The organism is Streptosporangium sp. LJ11, assembly GCF_051918945.1.
Taxonomy (GTDB): domain Bacteria; phylum Actinomycetota; class Actinomycetes; order Streptosporangiales; family Streptosporangiaceae; genus Streptosporangium.
This window is the reverse complement of record NZ_JBPXMB010000010.1, coordinates 14,047-33,205: the sequence shown is the minus strand read 5'-3', so window position 1 is coordinate 33,205 and position 19,159 is coordinate 14,047. Positions and strand designations below refer to the sequence as shown.

Below are 19,159 nucleotides of genomic sequence, written 5' to 3'. Positions count from 1 at the left end.
CATACGCGGTATTGCGTAAGGTATACACTCACGGGAAAGGACGGTCAAGCCCGGGAGCGCGATGGAAGTGCCGGAAAGCGTGGAGATCGCCTGGGGGCTGCGCGAGCGGCCCGGCAAGGGGCCCAAACGCACCCTGAGCCTGGAGCACATCGTGGAGGCGGCCCTGCGCGTGGGCTCCGCGGAGGGACTCCCCGCGGTCTCGATGAGCAAGATCGCCGCCGAGCTCGGCGTCTCCACGATGGCGCTCTACCGCTACGTCACCTCCAAGGGCGACCTGCTCATGCTCATCACGGACGCGGTGCTCGGCCCTCCTCCCCCGCTTCCGGAGCCGGGCGACGACTGGCGCCGGGGCGTCCACCGGTGGGCCGCCGCCATGCGCGCCTCCCTGCAGAGGCACCCCTGGTCGTTGCGCATCCCCATCACCGGCCCGGGGATCATGCCCAACCACGTCGCCTGGCTGGAGGCCGGGCTGCGCTGCCTGCGCGGCACCGGACTCGACCCGGACACGAAGCTGGCGGCGCTGCTGCTGGTCAACGGCTTCGTCAGGACCGAGGTGGCGCTGCTGGCCGACCTCCAGGACGCCTTCGACGCCTCCCAGGTCACCGACGAGGAGGCGCTGTCCGGCTACGCCCGGTCACTCGCCAGGCTCACCGACGCCGAGCGCTTCCCCGAGATCCACGAGCTTCTCGAAGCCCGGGTCTTCGACATGTCGGGCGGTCCCGACGACGAGTTCGCCTTCGGCATGGACCGCATCCTCGACGGCGTCGCGGTGCTCGTGACCGGAAAACCGCCCGCCTGATCCGGAACGGCCTCGCACCCCTCGCACCCCTCGCGCCGGAAGCCGCCCCGGCCCGGCGGCCCGGCGGCGTCCCGCGCTCGACGGCGTCCGGCGCTCGACGGAACGGAAGGCCGCCGGCCTCGCCCGCGAAGAAGCCCAGGGGCCGCGGAGGACTACAGGGGCGGGAAGCCGGGCGCGCGGCGCTCGACGAAGCTGGCGACGCCCTCGACGAAGTCCGACCGGCCGAAGGACTCGGCCATCAGACGCGTCGCGGCCGACTCCGACGCCTCCAGGCTCTGCTGCCAGTCACCCCAGACCTGACGCTTGATCACGGCCATCGAGGCCGGGGAACTGTACGTCGCCAGCTCGCGGGCGTAGGCCAGCGTCTCCTCCATCAGCCTCTCCCCCGGCACCGACCGGCCGGCCAGGCCCAGCTCGTACGCCTCGGCGCCGGTGAAGGTGCGGCCCGACAGCAGCAGGTCCATGGCCCTGGCCTGACCGGCCAGCCGGGGCAGGACCCACGACATGCCGTACTCGGCGATCAGGCCGCGCCGGGCGAAGGCGGTGGTCCACTTGGCCTCGGCGGCGGTGAAGACCAGGTCGCAGAGCAGGGCGTGGACCATGCCGAGCCCGGCGCAGGCGCCGTTGACGGCGGCGATGATCGGTTTGCGGATCGTGGTCGGGAAGGTGGTGGGGCGCGGGTCGGGCCGCCCCGCGTAGGAGCCGTCCTGCAGGGCGGTGAGCGTCCGGAAGTCCGCACCGGCGCAGAAACCCCGCCCCGCGCCGGTGACCACGATCACCCGGACCTCGGGGTTCTTCTCGGCCTCGGCCAGCTGGTCGAAGTAGCGGCGGCCCATCTCGTCGGTCCAGGCGTTGAGCCGGTCCGGGCGGTTGAACGTCAGCGTCAGCACGCCCCGCTCGATCGACGACAGCACCAGATCGACCATCCCGCATCCCCTCGGAAGCCCGTCGGGGCTCTCCGCCCGGAGAGCCACAGAATATCGTTCTACACCTTTTCCCTCTCCGGCGTCAGCATGTGCGAGCGGACCAGATCCTCGACCGTGGCACGCAGGCCGAGGAAGGAGGAGGTGCGTTTGACCGTGAGGGCCCGGTAGGCGGGCAGGTCGATCGGGACCTCGGCGGCGACCCTGCCGGGACCGCAGGCGAAGACGAGCACCCGCTGGGCGAGCAGGACGGCCTCCTCCACGTCGTGGGTGACCATCAGCACCGTCGTGCCCGTGTCGCGCCACACCTCGCGCAGGAAGAGCTGCATGTCCTCCTTGGTCTGTACGTCCAGCGCCCCGAAGGGCTCGTCCAGCAGCAGCACGGCCGGCTCGCACGCCAGCGCCCTGGCGATCGCCACCCGCTGGCGCTGCCCGCCGGACAGCTGCCGGGGCAGCGCGCCCGCCAGGGACGACAGCCCGACCTCGCCGAGATACCAGCGGACCCGCCGCTCCCTGTCCGCCCGGGAGATCGGCAGCAGCCGCAGCCCGAAGGCCACGTTCTCGGCGACGGTGAGGAAGGGGAACAGCGCGCCCGACTGGAAGACCAGCCCGCGCTCGGGCCCGGGGCCCGTGACGGGTGCCCCGTCGAGCGAGATGGATCCCGCGCTCGCCGGGGTGAGCCCGGCGATCAACGACAGCAGCGTCGACTTGCCGGAGCCGCTCGCCCCGACCACGCACACGAACTCGCCCGGCTCCATCGACAGGTCGATGCCGTCCAGGACGCGCGTGGTGCCGTAGTCCTTGGCCACACCGCTCAGCACGAGGGTCATGCCGCCCACCTTCCGGAACGGTCACTCGGCACTCGTGACGTGGACCTCACACCACCCACCTCCCGAGACGGTCGCGCAGGACGCGCAGCGCGACGTCGATCAGCAGGCCGACGACCCCGATCACGATGAGCACCGCGAAGATCTTGTCGGTCTGCAGGAACCGCTGGGCCCGGACGATCCGGTAGCCGAGCCCCGACTCGGCCGCGATGAGCTCGGCCACCACCACGAAGTTCCACGCGGCGGCGGCGTTGATCCGCGCCGCGTCCACGACCGCCGGGAGCGCGTACGGCCAGGTCACCTTCCTGAGGATCTCACCGCGCCGGGCGCCGAGGGTGGCCGCGGCCTGGCCCAGCTCGCCGGGCACCCGCCGTACGGCGTCGGCGACCATCAGCGTGTTGAAGAACACCACGCCCAGCACGAGGATCGCGATCTTGGAGGGCTCGCCGAGGCCCAGCCAGATGATCAGCAGGGGGATGAAGGCGGCGGCCGGCATGTAGCGGAGCAGGCCGACGACCGGTTCCAGCAGCGCCAGCGCCACGGCCGAGGTGCCCATGGCGACGCCCAGCGGCACCGAGATCAGCACCGCCAGCCCGAACCCGGCACCGACCCTGCCGAGGCTGGCGAGGGTGTCGTCGACCAGCTGTCCGGTGCCCAGCATCTCCGCGAACGCCTCCAGGACGGCCAGCGGGGAGGGCAGGAAGGTGGGATCCACCAGGTCCGCCGTGCTGACGGCGGCCCAGAGGGCGAGCGGGAACAGCACCGAGGCCGCCCGCAGGCCCCAGCGGGCCCGGACGGACGGGCCCTGCCCGCCGGATCGGCCTTTCCCGGGGAATCGGCCTTTCGCGGCGGACCGGTCTTTCCCGCCGGACGGGTTCCCGCCGGACAGGCCGGAACCAGAGCCGGGGCGCCGTCCCCGAAGGCGTCCCGGCCGGACCGGGCGCCGGGGCAGCGGCTCCCAGTCCTGCCGCCCCGCGCCGGGAGACGCGACGGGCTCCGTGGTCCGCGCGCTCATGAGGGCCTCGACCTTCCGGGTGGCGAGCAGGGCGAGCCGGACCCGCCCTGGCAACAACCGGTCGTCGCCCGGCGTCGTCTCCATGTCGGCGCTCCCGCTCTCGCAGCTCTCACGGCTTGCGGCTCCTGACGGATCACGGCTTGAGACTCCTGACGAACTTCGGCTCGAACAGGCCGTCCAGCGAGGGCTCGGTGTCGGCCAGGCCCGAGTCGACGAGGAACTTCGCGATCAGGGCGGCCTGGTGGCCGAGGCGATCGCCGGTGTCACCCGGTTCGAAGGCGGCGAGGTTGTCCTCCAGGGAGAAGATCGTGGTCCCCGCGTCGTAGCTCGCGTAGTCGGCCTCGCTCACCCCCGCCCGCCTGGCCATGATCGCGGTGGCGTCGGCCTTGTTGGCGGCGATCCACTCCAGGGTCTCGAACCAGGTCTTCACCAGCGCCTGCACCTCCTGCGGCCGCTCGGCGACCAGTGAGGTCGCCACCACCAGATGGTCGGGGACGGCCCCGGGGAAGTCCTTGGAGGTGGCGATCGCCGTCGAACCGGGCAGCTCCAGGGCGGTGGTGGTGAAGGGTGCGAACACGCCGACCGCGTCCACCTGGCCCGCCTTGAAGGCCGCGGCGGCGGCGTCGGTCGGCAGCGGCTTGAAGGTGACGTCCTTCTCGGTCAGCCCCGCCTTCCGCAACGCGAGCAGCAGCAGGTAGTGGTCGACCGTCCCCTGCTCGGCCGCGACGGTCTTCCCCTTCAGGTCGGCCACCGTGGAGACGCCGGACCTGGCGATGATCTGGTCGTTGCCGGTGGAGTTGTCGTTGACCAGCACGATCGTCTGCTTCGCCCCGCCGGACACCGAGGCGATGGTGTCGTTGAGCGTCTGGCTGTTGGCGTCGACGTTGCCGGTGGCCAGCGCGGTCAGGCTGTCGGTGTAGCTGTCGAAGTACTTCAGCTCGACCTCGAGGCCGTTCTTGGCGAACAACCCCTTCTCCTGGGCGACCTGCCAGGGAAACCAGCCGGGCCAGGCGGAGAAGCCCAGCGTGAGCGTCTTCTTCCCGCCGGGGGCGGCGGGCTCGGCGGCCCCTCCCGGGGTGGACGCGCACGCCGCGCAGGCCGCGAGCAGGCAGAGCGGGACGAGCAGGCGAAGCGAGAGCGGCGACCGGGGCGACCGAGGCCGGGGGAACGAGGGGAACGAACCGAGCGGGCCGAGCGCACGGGACGAACGCCGCGAACCGAACAGGCCGAGTGAGCGGAGGGTGACGAGCGGGCGGCGGAGCATCAGGAGGCTCCCTTCCTCGCGGGCAGGTGCCCGGAACGGACCAGGCAGCCGAGGGTGTCGCAGATGACGCGGGTGGCGATCAACGAGGTGATCTCCGCGTTGTCGTAGGGCGGCGAGCACTCCACGACCTCGATCCCGGCCAGCGGCGCCGCGTCGGCGATGATCTGGATGAACTTCAGGACCTCGCGCGGCAGGAAGCCTCCGGGTTCCGGCCAGCCGGTGCCGGGGACGAACGCGGCGTCCAGGCAGTCGACGTCGAAGGAGAGCCACACGGCCTCGGCGTCCTTCCAGGCGACCTCCAGCGCGCGCTCGGCCGCCGCCTCGATGCCCATCTCCACGCAGTCGGTGACCGTCATGATCGTGGTGCCGCGTTCGCGGCCGACCTTCACCCCCGGCCGGGGCGCCTGCCAGCCGCCGATGCCGATCTGCACCAGGTTCTGCGGCGGCACGTTGGGGATGTCGGTCGCGTGGAACCACGGCGTGGTGTGCATGCGCTCGTCGAGGTCGGTCTCCTGGGTGTCCACGTGCCGGTCGAAGTGGATGATCCCGAGATTGCCCGACAGATGCTCGGCCACGCCGCGCACGGTCGGGTACCCGATGGAGTGGTCGCCGCCCAGGACGACCGGGAAGGCCCCGCTGGAGTAGACGTGCGAGACGGCCTTGGAGATCTGGTCGAAGGTCTTCTCGATGTTGCCGGGAATGGTGAACACGTCCCCGAGATCGGCCATCGTGATCGACTCGCGCAGGTCCACCCCCAGCTCGAAGCTGTAGGGCCCGTACAGGGCGGAGATCTTCCTGATCCCCTGCGGGCCGAAGCGGGTGCCCGAGCGGTAGGTCGTGCCGCCGTCGAACGGCGCGCCCAGGATCGCCACGTCGTACTCCCCGCAGCGCCGCACGTCCTCGACGTACGGGGCCTTGAGGAAGGTGTTGATCCCCGCGAAGTGCGGCAACTCTCCCCGGGAGAAGGTCGGGATGCGCCGGTCGACGATGGAGTCGGCGCCCTGCAGGCCCACCTCCAGGGCCCAGGCGACCTCGCGTTCCCAATTGGTGGTGGGCAGTTCGGCCTCGCGCTCGACGGCGAAGCGGGCCTCGGGGCCGTACCGGCCGGGCCCCGAGGGGGCCGCGCCGGAAGGACCCTGGCGGGCGGGGTCGGAAGCGGACGGGTGCCAGTGCATGGAGCTCCGATCAGCTCGGAACCCGGCCGGAGGGCAGCCGGGATCGGCCGGCCTCCCGGGCTTTTGTCCCGCCGTGGAACGGCCGCGTGGCCGCCTGCACCTCTCGGACCAGTCCCGCGCCGACGCCGTACGACCTCACGATCGTGGCGCGCGGCGTCGGCGGCGGCGGAACCCTAGGTGCGCCCCACCATGAGGTGGGTCACTGCAAGTGCATCGCCGGTACGTTTCCTCCGGATTAACCCCCCGTTGCAGTCCGGTGACCGAGTGAACGCTCCATGGAGTCCGGATGGTGGACGAAGTTCGGCGACAGCAGCCGGTCCTCGTAGTAGCGGTGGAAGACCGGCGTGGCCGAGGAGGACATGGGGGGAACGATCCAGGTCCAGTCGGCCGGGCAGACCCGTCCCTCCCTCTCCTCGCGTTCGAGATGCATCAGGAAGTGCCTGGACTCGGTGTGGTGGTCCGTCATCGTCACCCCCGCCCGCTCGAAGGAGTGCAGGACGGCCACGTTCAGTTCCACCAGCGCGTGGTCCCGCCAGAGCGAGCGGTCGCTTTCGGTGTCCAGTCCCATGCGCCGGGCGATCAGCGGCATCAGGTCGTAGCGGTCGGTGTCGGCCAGGTTGCGGGCGCCGATCTCGGTACCCATGTACCAGCCGTTGAACGGGGCCGCCCGGTAGCAGATCCCGCCGATCTCCAGGCACATGTTCGAGATGACCGGCACCGCGTGCCAGCGCAGTCCCAGCTGCTCGAACCACGGGTGGGTGGGGTGCGAGAGCGCGACCTCCAGCACGGCGTCGCCGGGGATCGTGGACAGCAGCGGCGGCCCGTCCCCCACCGAGACCGCCAGCGGGAGAACGTCGAAGGGACTTCCGGGACCGCCGGGCCAGCCGAACTCGCGCAGCATCGCGGTGAAATCGGTGTAGCGGGGGTCACCGACGACAGAGCCGTCCTCCATCGCGTACCCGGCGTAGCGGATGAGCTGCTCGTTCCAGATCCGCGGCCCCGGGGCCCCCGGCCGGTCCTGCGGGAAAACGGTGATCGTCGGGCGGATCCGGCGACTCGGCGCCGCGTCCCGCAGGTGGTTCACGCACTCGACGGCGACCCCCTCGGCCGTGGTGACGTGCCGCCGGTCGCGCACCCGCAGCGAGCGCCAGTACAGGCGTCCGATGCACCTGCCGCTGTTGCGCCAGGCCACCCTGGCGCCGAAGATCAGCTCGCCGGGAGTGTGCGTGTACGTCCCGGTCCTGGCGATCTCCTGCCGGACCTCGCGCAGGCGCTCCCGCAGTACTCCCGCCCCGGGATTCTCCGTGTGGAACAGCTCGAGGTAGTCCTCGGCCGCCGCCACGTCGACCGGGGGCACCTCGGGGACACCACCGAGGATCCCGGGGACCCCGAGAACGTCAGGGACGCCGGGGACGTCATAGATCGGATCCGGCGCACGCCGCCGGGACCTTCGCCAGGTCAGCACAGAAAAAACCACCAATTGTGGCTCACGGGCACGACGACCGTTCCGGGCGGCGCGGTGCCCTGAACGCGGCGGCCCTTCCCCGCTGCGATCGCTGTTGTCCGCGGCAACCGCGCATCGGCTCACTCGCCGCGATCAGGGCGGCACCGGGCGCGGCGTTCCTCATTTTCTGTGATTCACCGTGGTTTGTCCGGCGAATCGCGACGCGAGAGGCCACCTGAATCGGAACGAGAGACGACGAAGGCCCCGGAAGCGGGGCTTCCGGGGCCTTTCGACTGGCTCCCGCGATAGGACTCGAACCTATAACCTGCCGGTTAACAGCCGGCTGCTCTGCCGATTGAGCTACACGGGATTGCGCTTTGCGCTGGTCGGACCGGGTGTTCCCCGTTCCTTGCGGCGCAGGAATAGATTAGCGCACTCCATGGGTGTGTGTCGCATCGATACTCCGGGGTAGGTGCGAGACGAGGCGATCCGCGAGTGATCACAGGACAGGGTCCGCGGAACATGCTTGTGGAGGTGGACATGCGTTATCGACTGATGCTCGGGCTGGGATTCGCGGTCGGCTACGTCCTGGGGAGCCGTGCCGGCCGGGAACGTTACGAACAGATCAAGGGGCTGGCCCAGCGGATCTCCGACAACCCCACCGTGCAGGAGACGGCCGGCCTGATGGGCGCCAAGGTCTCCAAGGCGACGGGCGTGGCCAGGACCAAGGTGAGCGACGTGGCCAGGAACCGGTTGCCGTTCCTGCGCTCCGCCAACGGCTGGCACGGCGACGAGCACGACGACACGGGCACCGGCTGGCCGGAAAACCAGAGGACCAACGCGCCCTACTGATCTTTCCAGCCGCCCCGTCGGCACTCACGGGCCGGGAACGGCCCGCCGGTGCGAAAGGCCCCTCCAGGGGCCTTTCGCGTGTCCGGGGCCGATCTTCACCCACTCCCGGGCCCACCCGGAAACCCGGCTTCTTCGAGAACCCGGTTCGTACGGGAGCCCGGCTCACCCGGAAACCCGGCCCGTACCGGAACATAGGTCCTCATACCGAAATGGGAAGTTTCAGCCGGTTCAGCCGATCGGCCCCGGGCGGCCCGGCTCCGGCGTCTCAGACGCCGAAGCTCCGGCGTGTCTCCTCGAGCGCCTGTTCCGCGAGGGCGCGCAGGCCGGGATCTTCCGGATCGAGACCGGCGTCGAAGACGAACTCCCAGATCAGCCGGTCGGCGTCGGTCTTCCTCGCCACCAGCCGCACCCCTCCTCGCGCGTCCAGCGGAACGTACTGGTTGACCACGATCGAGGCGGTCACCCGCTCCCGCACGGCCTCGGGGATCCGGCCGGGCTCGGGCAGCAGCGCCCGGTGCGACCGCCCGTCGGTGGTGCCGACCGTCAGCCCCTCCTCGTCCCACACCCCGCGATCCACCTGGAACCAGGGCAGGCGTTCACCGCCCAGGTAGAGGGCCTTGTCCGCGGCGATCACGTAGCCGTCGGGCCCCTCGGCGTAGACGAGCACCCGGTCACCCGGAGCGAGGGCCGCGCGGACCTCGGAGGGCATGCGATTGAAGAGCTTCACCGTTCCACGGTATCCGCCAGCAGGTCGAGGGTGAGCGCGGCCGACCAGGAGAAGTCCCTGCTGCCCCGCCCGCTGCCGTCGAAGGGGTCGAAGCACTCGCGGAAGCCCGCCTGCCGCACGAGGCGCAGGGTGCCCGAGCCGAGCAGCCGCACCAGTCCCGGCAGATCGTGCGCGCCCGCCGCCCGCCGCAACAGCCAGTTGGTGTTCACCCAGGACGGCCCGCGCCAGTAGCAGGACCGGTCGAACTGCTGGGCGCGGATCTCGCAGCTCGGCACCGGGTATCCGGCGGCTCCCATGAAGCGAGCCGACTCCAGCACCCTCACCAGCTCCGCGACCCGGTCGGCGGGCATCTCCCGGTCGAGCATCGGCCCGAAACAGCCGACCGTGCAGACGGGGCTGAGCCGCCCGCCGCGCAGGTCGCGGGCGCGGAAGACGCCGTCGTCCCAGAGGCGTTCCAGCAGCGCCGCACGGATCCGCTCCGCCGCCTCCCGGTACGGGCCCGCGTCCGCGCCCGCCACCGGGGCCAGCTCGGCGAGGGCCTGGCAGGAGGCGAGCCAGATCCCGTTGAACATCGGGTCCTCGACCGCGAACGGGTGCTCGTCCCGCAGGTAGGCCGGATCGTAGCCGGAGTCCCGGTAGGCCAGGACGAGGGCCATGTAGCGGTCGTGGCGGCTGTCGGGATGCCACTCGGGGGGCTCCTCGCGCCGGTGGTAGGCGTGGCGCACCGGGGGCAGCGCCTCCAGCGGCGCGTCCCAGGCGGGGCTGTCGTCCATCCCGGACTCCCACGGGTGCACGATCGCGGCCAGCCCTCCCCCGCCGAGGTCCCTGGACGCGGCGAGGTAGTCGTGCTGGGCGGCCAGCATCGGGTAGATCCGCCGTACGAGGGCGACGGCCGTGTCCCGGTCGGCCGCGTGCCGCCATATCCACCACAGGGCCAGCGCGTGCAGCGGCGGCTGCGTCAGCCCGGAGGTGCACACGGCGTTGGGAGAGGCCGGATGGTCCGGGGAGCGCCAGACCGAGGGGCCGGGGAAGTAGCCCTCCGCGCGGACGGGGCGGAAGACGATGTGCGGCACCATCCCGGTGCCCCACTGCCCCGCCAGCAGGCTGATCAGCTCGGTTCCGGCCCTGCGGGTGTCCCAGCGGGCCAGGCCCATCGCGACGAAGGTGGAGTCCCAGTTCCACTGGTGGGGGTAGAGGCCGGGCGCGGGGACGGTCGCGGACCCCGTCCAGTTCGCGTCGAGCACGGACCACGCCTCGCGCCCGAGCGCGGCGTCGTCGACCGCCGCTCGCGACTCCATTCGCCCAGTCTGCGCCTGTATCGGTCAGGAGAACAGCCCGGCCTGCCTCGAATGCGCCGAAGAGGGGCGCGGCACGGCCCCAGGAACGGCGCGGGCCCCGGGAACGGAGGTTCCACGACGATCACAACAGGCCCCGCGCAACGGCGCGGGCCCCGGGAACGGAGGTTCCCGGGGCCCGCGCCGTGTGGCTCCTCAGTCGAGGTAGTCGCGAAGCATCTGCGCCCTCGTCGGGTGCCTGAGCTTGGCGAGGGTCTTCGACTCGATCTGCCGGATGCGCTCGCGCGTCACGCCGAACTCCCTGCCGACCTCCTCCAGGGTCCGGGGATGCCCGTCCGCGAGCCCGAAGCGCAGCTGGATGATGCGCTGCTCGCGATCGGAGAGGGTCGCGAGGATGTCGTCGAGCTGGTCCTGCAGCATGATGAAGGCCGCCGCCTCCATCGGCACCACCGCGTCCGCGTCCTCGATGAAGTCTCCGAGGTCGGAGTCCTCCTCGCCGATCGGCGACTGGAGGGAGACCGGCTCCTGGGCGATCCGCTGGATCTCGATCACCCGATCGATCGGCAGGTCCATCTCCATCGCGATCTCCTCGGGCGCGGGCTCGCGGCCGAGGTCCTGGTGGAGCTGGCGCTGGACCCGTACCAGCTTGTTGATCGTCTCGACCATGTGCACCGGAATCCGAATGGTGCGCGCCTGGTCCGCGATGGCCCTGGTGATCGCCTGGCGAATCCACCAGGTGGCATATGTGGAGAACTTGTAGCCCTTGGTGTAGTCGAATTTCTCGACCGCCCGGATGAGGCCGAGGTTGCCCTCCTGGATGAGATCCAGGAACAGCATCCCGCGTCCCACATATCTTTTGGCGATTGACACGACCAGCCGCAGATTGGCCTCGATCAGCCGCTGCTTGGCCCGCGTGCCCTGCCAGGCGAGCTCCTTGAACTCCGGGAAGACCAGACGCGAGACGACGCTGGTCAGCTTGTCCTCGGCGAACAGGCCCGCTTCGATGGACTTGGCGAGCTCCACCTCCTCCTCGGCCGTGAGCAGGGGCACGCGACCGATCTCCCGCAGGTAGATGCGGACAAGATCGCTGGTCGGGGCCCTTTTCCCGACATCCTCCTCATCGGGCCGGACGGGCTCCTCGTCGCCCTGGGGCTCGAGGACCTCCACTCCGTGCTCGGCGAGCATGCGGACGACGCGTTCGAGCGCGTCGGACGGCAGCTCGGACTTGTCGAGAGCGGCGGCCACGTCATCGACCGTGACGCTTCCGCGCTCCCTTCCCTTCGTAACGAGGTCGGCCACCTGGTCTACCGATGGCGGCCCACTTGGCAGCACCGATGCACCCACGGGAGACAGTCTGCTGTATTGGGTCCCCTAAATGGCAGACCTATTTTTGTCACCGGAGGTAAGGCCGCGATCATTATCGGATCGAGACCTTATTCGGGTTTGGTGGAAACATCCCGCGGATATTAATGCCAATTACGCCGTCAGCTCCCGGCGGCACGATCCCTGAGCACCCGCCGCTGCTGTTCCAGCGCGACCAGTTCTCCGAACAGCCGGTTGTACTCCTGCTGCTCGTCGACCGGGTTCGTCCGCTCCATCCTCGACTTGAGCCGCTCGATGGCCCGCGCCACCGAGACGAGCTCCAGGGCCGCCAGCATGGCCGAGGCGTAGCGCTCCTCGCTCGCCAGGTCGGCGCGCAGCTCCTCCACGGCGAACCGGGTGACGACCCCGCGCAGGGCGTCCTCGGCCCCGCCGAGCAGCAGGTCGACCCACTCTCGCCCGCCCTGCCCCGCCGTGGCGGTGCCGCCGGAGCCGACGATCAGCCGGTAGAGGGCCGCGTGCTCGGGAAGCGTGAACGCCTCTGCTCCCAGCGCCTCGAAGGCCGGGCCGAGCAGCGCGGGACGCTGCACGGCCAGCCGCAGCACCTCCGCCTCGGTCCGTACGCCGGGATCGGTGAGGTCGGCGACCTTGCGGGGCCCCGCGGGGCGCTGCTGGGCGCGCGGCTGGGCCGCCGCGGAGACCTCGGTGATCCGGTCGAGGACGAACTGCTCGTTGTTGAAGCCCAGCCACCGGTCGAGGTCGACGGCGTACAGCCGGCGCAGGGACCTGTCCTTGATGCCGGCCACGATCGGGGCGGCGGCGTCGAGGGCGGAGAGCCGCCCCTCGTTGGTGCTCGCGTCGTAGCGGGAGATCACGCTGCGGATGGCGAACGCGAACAGCGGCTCCCGACCGGCGATCAGGTCGCGCACGGCCGCCTCGCCGTGCCTGATGCGCAGGTCGCACGGGTCGAGGCCGTCGGCCTGCACGGCGACGAAGGTCTGGGTGACGAACTTCTGCTCGTCGGCGAAGGCGCGCAGGGCCGCCTTCTGGCCCGCGGCGTCACCGTCGAAGGTGAAGATCACCTCGCCGCGCGACCCCGACTGGTCGAGCAGCAGCCGCCGGAGCACCTTGATGTGCTCCTCGCCGAACGCGGTGCCGCAGGTGGCCACCGCCGTCGGCACGCCCGACAGGTGGCAGGCCATCACGTCGGTGTAGCCCTCGACGATCACGGCCTGGGAGCGCTTGGAGATCTCGCGCTTGGCCAGGTCGACGCCGTAGAGGACCTCGCTCTTCTTGTAGAGCGGACTTTCCGGGGTGTTCAGGTATTTAGGCCCGTCTTCGGCATCGTTCAATTTCCGTGCGCCGAAACCGATGACGTCGCCGGTTATGTCGCGGATGGGCCAGACCAGCCGTCCCCTGAAGCGGTCGATGGGGCCGCGCCGCCCCTCCTTGGCCAGCCCGCCCTTGATCAGCTCCGCGGTGGTGAAGCCCCGCGCCATCAGGTGCCGTGAGAGGGCCTCCCACTCGGCCGGGGCGTATCCGACGCCGAAGCGCTCGGCGTCGACCCGCTCGAACCCGCGCTCCGACAGGAACCTGCGCCCGATCGCGGCGTCGGGGGCGGACAGTTTCGAGACGTAGAACTCCGCCGCCGCCCGGTGGGCCTCGATCAGGCGGATGCGCTCGCCCTGCTCGCGCCCGGGGACGTAGCCGCCCTGCTCGTAGCGGAGCTGGACGCCGGCCCGGTTGGCCAGCCGCTCGACCGCCTCGCCGAACGACAGATGCTCCAGGCGCCGGACGAAGGTGATGACGTCACCGCCCTCGGCGCAGCCGAAGCAGTACCAGTAACCCCGGGTGGGGGTCACGTTGAAGGACGGGCTCTTCTCCTCGTGGAAGGGGCAGAGCCCTTTCAGGTTGCCGCCGCCCGCGTTGCGGAGCTGGATGTGCTCGCCCACGATGTCGGCGATCGGCGAGCGCTCCCGTACGAGCGCGATGTCCTCATCACTGATCCGGCCTGCCACGCCGCGAGTCTAGTCCGGCCCCCCGACAGGTCGGGGCGACGAGTGCGCCCGCCCTCGCCGCGATCTTCCGGCAGGCCGGGGCGCTACTGCCGAGACGGGAGGGACAGGAGGAACGATGACTTTCCCGAAGTGGTCGTGACCAACCAGGACGTCGGTTACAAAGGTAAAGGCGGATTCTCGATAATGTACGCGGGTGGAGATCATGCGATCGGGGCATATAGCACGATTGGCCGCTGTGACCGGCGCGGTGCTCGTCACCGGAGCCTGCGCGTCGCCCGGCGGGGTTGCGGGCATCGGCACGGCGGCTCCGACCCCCGGGACGGAGTCCGCGGCCGGGTCACCGGCCTCGTCGGTCACCGCGACCATACCCGAGGCGACCCCGACCCCGGCCCCCCGGACCGCGGTCGACCGCCCCAAGGCCGACCCGCCGGTTCGGGTCCCGCCGCCGAAGGTCTCCAAGCACACCTACGCCTTCCCGGTGAAGGGCTGCTCGGTCACCTACGAGAGCAGGCTCCTGGTGCTGCCCAAGACCACGATTTGGGCCGGCAAGGGCTGCTCGTTCGTCTCGCCGGTGAACGGCGTGGTCGACGAGGTCAACACCAAGAACCGGTGGAAGCCCTCCACCGACCGCGGCGCCGACCGGGAGGGCCGGTTCGTCACGGTCATCGGCGACGACGGCGTGCGCTACCTCGGCGGCCACCTGGACAAGGTCGCCCTGGGGATCAGGCCGGGACTGCGCGTCAGCGCCGGTCAGGTCCTGGGCCAGATCGGCAACTCGGGCAACGCCCGCTCGACCGCCAGCAACCTCTACTTCGCGATCTCCTGGAAAACCTCCCCCTCGATGTGGTGGGTGCGCCGGGGCATGGTCAAGCCCTGGAACTACCTGGACGCCTGGCTGAAGGGCAACCCCACGCTCTCCCCCAGGGAGGAGATGCAGGCCGTGATGAACCAGACCGGCGCGGCTCCCCGGTGCTTCACCCTGTGCGCGTCGAAACCGCAGCCGACGAAGAAGCCCACCAGGAAGCCGAAGCCGCCGGAGCCGGAGCAGATCCCGCTGGGCGGCACCGGCACCCTGGCCCCGGGAACGTGACACGGCGGCCCGCGACAGGCTCGTCCACGACACCGCCCGGTACGGGGCACCGGGCCTCGTGGAGGGGCGCCGGGCCGGCCCAGGGAACGTGACACGGCCCGGTCAGCGGGCCGCCAGGGCGCGGTGCCAGGCGACGGCGGAGGTGTCGGTGAGCGAGGCGATCTGGTCGACGACCACGCGGAGCCGGCCGCCGTCGCCGCCGGCCCTGGCGAAGGCGGGCCTGAACGCGGGCTCCAGGGTGCCGGGGGCGCCCAGCATGATGTGGTGGGCCAGGTCGTGGATCAGCTCGCGCTGCCTGGCCTGGTTGGCGTTGTGCGCGTCGCTCGCCATCACGTAGTGGGCCGTGACCCCCTTGAGCAGCGCGCACTCCAGCCGGGTGGCCCTGGGCACGATCAGGTCGGCGCTGTAGCGGCCGGCCGCCGGCCCGTACGCCTCGCGGGTGGCGACCTCCGCGGACTTGCAGAAGTGGCCGATGAGCGAGCTGGTCAGCCCCTTGATCGCGGCGAGGTCGGCGAGTGAGCGGTCGAAGTGGCGGGGCCAGAGCGGCTGGGTGATCAGGCGTCCGAAGAGGTCCTCCAGCTCGCCGGGCTCGGCGTCGGGGGCGTACCACTCGCGGGTGGTCGCGCAGACGTCGCGGCGCTCGGCGGGATCGCGCATCGCCTCCAGGACCACGCCGCCGGAGTGCAGGGCGTCCTCCAGGTCGTGTACGGAGTAGGCGACGTCGTCGGCCCAGTCCATGATCTGGGCCTCGAAGCTGACCTGTCCCTCCGGCGCGCCCTCCCTGATCCACTCGAAGACCGTCGTGTCGTCGTCGTAGACGCAGTACTTGGCGCCTCTCTCGCGGGTCCACGGGTATTTGACGGCGGCGTCCAGGGAGGCGCGGGTGAGGTTGAGCCCGGCACTGCGGCCGTCCTCGGTGACGACCTTGGCCTCCAGCCGGGTCAGCAGGCGCAGGCTCTGCGCGTTGCCCTCGAAGCCTCCGCACCCGGCGGCGAGCTCGTTGAGCGCCGTCTCCCCGTTGTGGCCGAACGGCGGGTGGCCGAGGTCGTGGGCCAGGCAGGCGGTCTCCACCAGGTCGGGGTTGCGGCCGAGGGTCTCCCCCATCTCGCGGCCGATCTGCGCGCACTCCAGGGAGTGGGTCAGGCGGGTGCGGGGGATGTGCTGGCCACTGCCGAAGGTCTCCCCCGGGCCGACGACCTGGGTCTTGGCGGCGAGCCTGCGGAGCCCGGCGCTGTGCAGCACCCGTGCCCGATCGCGCTCGAACGGGCTTCGGCCGGGGTTGCCGGGCGGTTCCGGCACCCACCTGGCCTGATCGTGTTCGTCATAGCCATGCATAAGTGCACTGATTTTATCCGCGAAAGGGCCCTGCCATGCCGAACGGCGGGAAAACACCTGGTCACCGGGCGCGTGCCGCCGTTCCCCACCCGTACGAGCGGCCCGTCGGGGGAGGCCCGCCAGGAGCGCGACCGCGCTGGCGTGGCGCGTACCGGGCCCGCGGCCGCCCCGGTGAGGGTGGGGCGGGCCGCGGGGACCGGCTCCGCGGGGCGTCGTCTCCGGTGGTGCCGGAGCGCCTCGCGAAGTGGGCGGGGGTCAGCGGGTGTCGGAACCGCCGCACACCAGGGTGGCGCGGGCGGCCTCCAGCCGGGCGACCGGGATGCGGAACGGCGAGCAGGACACGTAGTCGAGACCGGCCTGGTGACAGAAGTGGATCGAGTCCGGGTCGCCGCCGTGCTCGCCGCAGATGCCCAGCTTCAGGTCGGGACGGGTCGCGCGGCCCTGCTCGACGGCGATCTCGACGAGCCTGCCGACGCCGTCGCGGTCCAGGGTCTCGAACGGGGAGACGCCGAAGACGCCGAGCTCCAGATACTTGGCGAAGAAGGCCGCCTCGACGTCGTCCCTGGAGAAGCCCCAGGTCATCTGGGTCAGGTCGTTGGTGCCGAAGGAGAAGAACTGGGCGGCCTCGGCGATCTGCCCGGCGGTCAGCGCCGCGCGGGGCACCTCGATCATCGTGCCGATCAGCGCGTCGACGCCGGTCTCCTCCAGGATCCGCCGCGCCTCGTCCTTGACGTGCTCCAGCTCCTGGACGGCGGCCACCAGCGGGATCATGATCTCCGGACGGCTGCCGGGCACCGCCTTGGCCGCCGCCGCGATCGCCCGGACCTGCATGGCGAACACGCCGGGGATGACCAGGCCGAGCCGGACGCCGCGCAGGCCCAGCATCGGGTTCTCCTCGTGGAGCCGCTTGAGCGCGACCAGGAGCCTGCGGTCCTTCTCCTCCGCCGCGTCACCGGCGAGGGCGACCCGCACCGACAGTTCGGTGTAGTCGGGCAGGAACTCGTGCAGCGGCGGGTCGATCAGGCGGATCGTGACGGGCATGCCCTCCATCGCCTGGAAGATCTTCGTGAAGTCCGCCCGCTGCAGCGGCTCCAGCGCGGCCAGCGCCCGCTCGCGCTCCTCGGCGGAGGTGGCCAGCACCAGGTCCTCGACCAGGCCGCGACGGTCGCCGAGGAACATGTGCTCGGTGCGGCAGAGCCCGATGCCCTGGGCGCCGAACCTGCGCGCCCTGGCGGAGTCCTCGGCGGTGTCGGCGTTGGCGCGCACGGCCATCCGGCGTACCCCGTCGGCGTGGGACATGATCCGGTGCACGGCGCGGACGAGCTCGTCGTCCCGGTCGCCCGAGCCCTCGAAGTACTCCACGACCGGGGAGGGGACCACGGGCACCTCGCCGAGATATACGGCTCCGCTGGTGCCGTCGATGGAGATGACGTCGCCCTCGGAGACCACGAGGCCGGAGGCCATGGTGAACGCGCGGTCCGCGGCGGAGACCTCCAGCTCCTCGGCGCCGCAGACACAGGTCTTGCCCATGCCCCTGGCGACCACGGCGGCGTGCGAGGTCTTGCCCCCGCGGCTCGTCAGCACGCCCTGGGCGGCGATCATCCCGGCCAGGTCGTCGGGGTTGGTCTCGCGGCGGACCAGGATGACGGCCTCTCCGCTTTCGGCGAGCTCGACGGCCCTGGGCGTGGAGAAGACGGCCTTGCCGACGGCCGCGCCCGGCGAGGCGTTCATCCCCCTGGCGATCACCTTGCTGCCGGCGTCCTCGGCGAACCTGGGGAACATGAGCTGGGCGAGCTGGTCGCCGGTCACCCGGGTCACGGCCTCGTCGAGGTCGATCACGCCCTGGTCGACGAGCTGCACGGCGATACGGAACGCGGCGCCCGGGGTCCGCTTGCCCACCCGGGTCTGGAGCATCCAGAGCTTGCCGCGCTCGACCGTGAACTCGATGTCGCACAGGTCGCGGTAGTGGTCCTCCAGCGTCTTCATGGTCCGCATGAGCTCGTCGTAGACGGGCTTGTCGATGCCCTCCAGCTCCTGCAGCCGCATGGTGTTGCGGATGCCCGCGACCACGTCCTCGCCCTGGGCGTTCTGCAGGTAGTCGCCGTACACGCCCTGCTGGCCGGTGCCGGGGTCGCGGGTGAAGGCCACCCCGGTGCCGGAGTCCATGCCGCAGTTGCCGAAGACCATCGAGCAGACGCTGACCGCCGTGCCCAGGTCGGCCGGGATGCGCTCCTGGCGGCGGTACAGGACCGCGCGCGGGGCGTTCCACGACGCGAACACGGCCTCCACCGCCATGCGCATCTGCCGGTACGGGTCGGCGGGGAAGTCCTCGCCCGTCTTGGCGCGCACGATCTCCTTGTACGTCGCGACCAGGCGCCTGAAGTCGGCCGCCTCCAGCTCCAGGTCGTCGCGGCCGTCCTTGAGCTCCTCCAGGGCGTTGTCGAAGAGCTCGCCGTCGATGTCCTGGACGGTCTTGCCGAACATCTGGATGAGGCGCCGGTAGGAGTCCCAGGCGAAGCGCTCGTTGCCGCCCGCCTGCTTGGCCAGCCCGTGGACCGAGTCGTCGTTGAGCCCGATGTTGAGGACGGTCTCCATCATGCCGGGCATGGAGAACGCGGCTCCGGAGCGCACGCTCACCAGGAGCGGGTCGTCGGCCTGGCCCAGCCGTCGGCCCATCGCGGCCTCCAGGGCGGACAGGTGCTCGGAGACCTCCTCCTGCATCCCCTCGGGAAGGACCCCGTCGGCGAGGAAGCTCCGGCACGCCTCGGTGGTGATGGTGAAGCCGGGGGGCACCGGCAGCCCGAGGTTGGTCATCTCGGCGAGGTTCGCTCCCTTGCCGCCGAGCAGGTCCCTGAGATCTTTGTTGCCCTCGGTGAAGTCGTAAACGTACTTCGGCACGGTTGCTCCTTCTGCGACTTCAATCGGCGTCTGGTTCCGCCTCTCTCCGGACTCTACCGACGAACAAGACGATGAAACGGCACTCACCACACAGAACAGCATCATCGCAGCTCAAAGCAGGCAAACCGGTCTAATCCAATTCAAATCCAGATCAAATACGCGAGGATATCGATCACC

General features: G+C 70.9%; 15 protein-coding genes and 1 tRNA gene. 3 read left to right on the top strand and 13 right to left on the bottom strand.

The genetic code is table 11. The features are described from left to right. Positions 1-61: 61 nt before the first annotated feature. Positions 62-799 carry a TetR/AcrR family transcriptional regulator gene (locus tag ACTOQ3_RS16435; protein WP_440084245.1) on the top strand — a complete coding sequence of 246 codons (738 nt, stop codon included), beginning with the start codon at positions 62-64 and terminating at the stop codon, positions 797-799. Positions 800-951: 152 nt separating this feature from the next. Here the strand turns inward: ACTOQ3_RS16435 and ACTOQ3_RS16430 are convergent, their stop codons facing one another. The 7 genes from ACTOQ3_RS16430 to ACTOQ3_RS16400 form a co-directional block, all read right to left on the bottom strand. Beyond that, complete coding sequence (locus tag ACTOQ3_RS16430; protein ID WP_440084244.1) at positions 952-1,725, bottom strand: enoyl-CoA hydratase-related protein; 774 nt, start codon at positions 1,723-1,725, stop codon at positions 952-954. Between the two features lie 59 nt (positions 1,726-1,784). After that, positions 1,785-2,552: an ABC transporter ATP-binding protein gene (locus ACTOQ3_RS16425; RefSeq protein WP_440084243.1), complete on the bottom strand. Its 768-nt coding sequence runs from the start codon at positions 2,550-2,552 to the stop codon at positions 1,785-1,787. A gap of 46 nt (positions 2,553-2,598) precedes the next feature. Beyond that, positions 2,599-3,648 (bottom strand): ABC transporter permease, encoded by a 1,050-nt coding sequence (locus ACTOQ3_RS16420; RefSeq protein WP_440084242.1) that lies wholly within the window; start codon positions 3,646-3,648, stop codon positions 2,599-2,601. 49 nt (positions 3,649-3,697) lie between these two features. Beyond that, positions 3,698-4,828: an ABC transporter substrate-binding protein gene (locus ACTOQ3_RS16415; RefSeq protein WP_440084241.1), complete on the bottom strand. Its 1,131-nt coding sequence runs from the start codon at positions 4,826-4,828 to the stop codon at positions 3,698-3,700. After that, entirely contained in the window at positions 4,828-6,003 is a 1,176-nt protein-coding gene (locus tag ACTOQ3_RS16410; protein WP_362846562.1) for an agmatinase family protein, read from the bottom strand. Before ACTOQ3_RS16410 ends, ACTOQ3_RS16415 begins: the two co-directional genes overlap by 1 nt. Before the next feature lie 235 nt (positions 6,004-6,238). Further along, a complete protein-coding gene (locus ACTOQ3_RS16405) occupies positions 6,239-7,468 on the bottom strand; it encodes a nitric oxide synthase oxygenase (protein ID WP_440084240.1) in 1,230 nt (409 codons plus the stop codon). 273 nt (positions 7,469-7,741) lie between these two features. Beyond that, a tRNA-Asn gene (locus ACTOQ3_RS16400) sits at positions 7,742-7,817 on the bottom strand. A 170-nt stretch (positions 7,818-7,987) separates the two neighbouring features. On the opposite strand from ACTOQ3_RS16400, the gene ACTOQ3_RS16395 reads away from it, so the two are divergent. Then, positions 7,988-8,299 carry a YtxH domain-containing protein gene (locus ACTOQ3_RS16395; protein ID WP_440084239.1) on the top strand — a complete coding sequence of 104 codons (312 nt, stop codon included), beginning with the start codon at positions 7,988-7,990 and terminating at the stop codon, positions 8,297-8,299. Between the two features lie 265 nt (positions 8,300-8,564). Here the strand turns inward: ACTOQ3_RS16395 and ACTOQ3_RS16390 are convergent, their stop codons facing one another. The 4 genes from ACTOQ3_RS16390 to dnaG all read right to left on the bottom strand — a co-directional run bounded on the left by ACTOQ3_RS16390 (position 8,565) and on the right by dnaG (position 13,659). After that, positions 8,565-9,026: a hypothetical protein gene (locus tag ACTOQ3_RS16390; RefSeq protein WP_440084238.1), complete on the bottom strand. Its 462-nt coding sequence runs from the start codon at positions 9,024-9,026 to the stop codon at positions 8,565-8,567. Then, entirely contained in the window at positions 9,023-10,324 is a 1,302-nt protein-coding gene (locus tag ACTOQ3_RS16385; RefSeq protein WP_440084237.1) for an MGH1-like glycoside hydrolase domain-containing protein, read from the bottom strand. Before ACTOQ3_RS16385 ends, ACTOQ3_RS16390 begins: the two co-directional genes overlap by 4 nt. Positions 10,325-10,516: 192 nt before the next feature. Continuing rightward, positions 10,517-11,653, bottom strand: a complete 1,137-nt coding sequence (gene rpoD, locus ACTOQ3_RS16380) for an RNA polymerase sigma factor RpoD (protein ID WP_362677942.1) — start codon at positions 11,651-11,653, stop codon at positions 10,517-10,519. A 152-nt stretch (positions 11,654-11,805) separates the two neighbouring features. Next, positions 11,806-13,659 carry a DNA primase gene (gene dnaG, locus ACTOQ3_RS16375; RefSeq protein ID WP_440084236.1) on the bottom strand — a complete coding sequence of 618 codons (1,854 nt, stop codon included), beginning with the start codon at positions 13,657-13,659 and terminating at the stop codon, positions 11,806-11,808. 235 nt (positions 13,660-13,894) lie between these two features. On the opposite strand from dnaG, the gene ACTOQ3_RS16370 reads away from it, so the two are divergent. Then, positions 13,895-14,749, top strand: a complete 855-nt coding sequence (locus tag ACTOQ3_RS16370) for a M23 family metallopeptidase (RefSeq protein ID WP_440084235.1) — start codon at positions 13,895-13,897, stop codon at positions 14,747-14,749. Between the two features lie 102 nt (positions 14,750-14,851). Here the strand turns inward: ACTOQ3_RS16370 and ACTOQ3_RS16365 are convergent, their stop codons facing one another. Both ACTOQ3_RS16365 and ppdK read right to left on the bottom strand, forming a co-directional pair. Then, positions 14,852-16,084: a deoxyguanosinetriphosphate triphosphohydrolase gene (locus ACTOQ3_RS16365; RefSeq protein WP_440084234.1), complete on the bottom strand. Its 1,233-nt coding sequence runs from the start codon at positions 16,082-16,084 to the stop codon at positions 14,852-14,854. Positions 16,085-16,339: 255 nt separating this feature from the next. Continuing rightward, a complete protein-coding gene (gene ppdK, locus ACTOQ3_RS16360) occupies positions 16,340-18,982 on the bottom strand; it encodes a pyruvate, phosphate dikinase (RefSeq protein WP_440084232.1) in 2,643 nt (880 codons plus the stop codon). Between the last annotated feature and the right edge of the window lie 177 nt (positions 18,983-19,159).

What these genes read in the sequence shown, in the direction of transcription:
- ACTOQ3_RS16425 (WP_440084243.1), bottom strand. Translation starts at nt 2,552, where the DNA reads ATGACCCTCGTGCTGAGCGGTGTGGCCAAGGACTACGGCACCACGCGC.
- ACTOQ3_RS16395 (WP_440084239.1), top strand. Translation starts at nt 7,988, where the DNA reads ATGCGTTATCGACTGATGCTCGGGCTGGGATTCGCGGTCGGCTACGTC.
- ACTOQ3_RS16435 (WP_440084245.1), top strand. Translation starts at nt 62, where the DNA reads ATGGAAGTGCCGGAAAGCGTGGAGATCGCCTGGGGGCTGCGCGAGCGG.
- ACTOQ3_RS16430 (WP_440084244.1), bottom strand. Translation starts at nt 1,725, where the DNA reads ATGGTCGATCTGGTGCTGTCGTCGATCGAGCGGGGCGTGCTGACGCTG.
- ACTOQ3_RS16420 (WP_440084242.1), bottom strand. Translation starts at nt 3,648, where the DNA reads ATGGAGACGACGCCGGGCGACGACCGGTTGTTGCCAGGGCGGGTCCGG.
- ACTOQ3_RS16385 (WP_440084237.1), bottom strand. Translation starts at nt 10,324, where the DNA reads ATGGAGTCGCGAGCGGCGGTCGACGACGCCGCGCTCGGGCGCGAGGCG.
- ACTOQ3_RS16415 (WP_440084241.1), bottom strand. Translation starts at nt 4,828, where the DNA reads ATGCTCCGCCGCCCGCTCGTCACCCTCCGCTCACTCGGCCTGTTCGGT.
- ACTOQ3_RS16365 (WP_440084234.1), bottom strand. Translation starts at nt 16,084, where the DNA reads ATGCATGGCTATGACGAACACGATCAGGCCAGGTGGGTGCCGGAACCG.
- ACTOQ3_RS16410 (WP_362846562.1), bottom strand. Translation starts at nt 6,003, where the DNA reads ATGCACTGGCACCCGTCCGCTTCCGACCCCGCCCGCCAGGGTCCTTCC.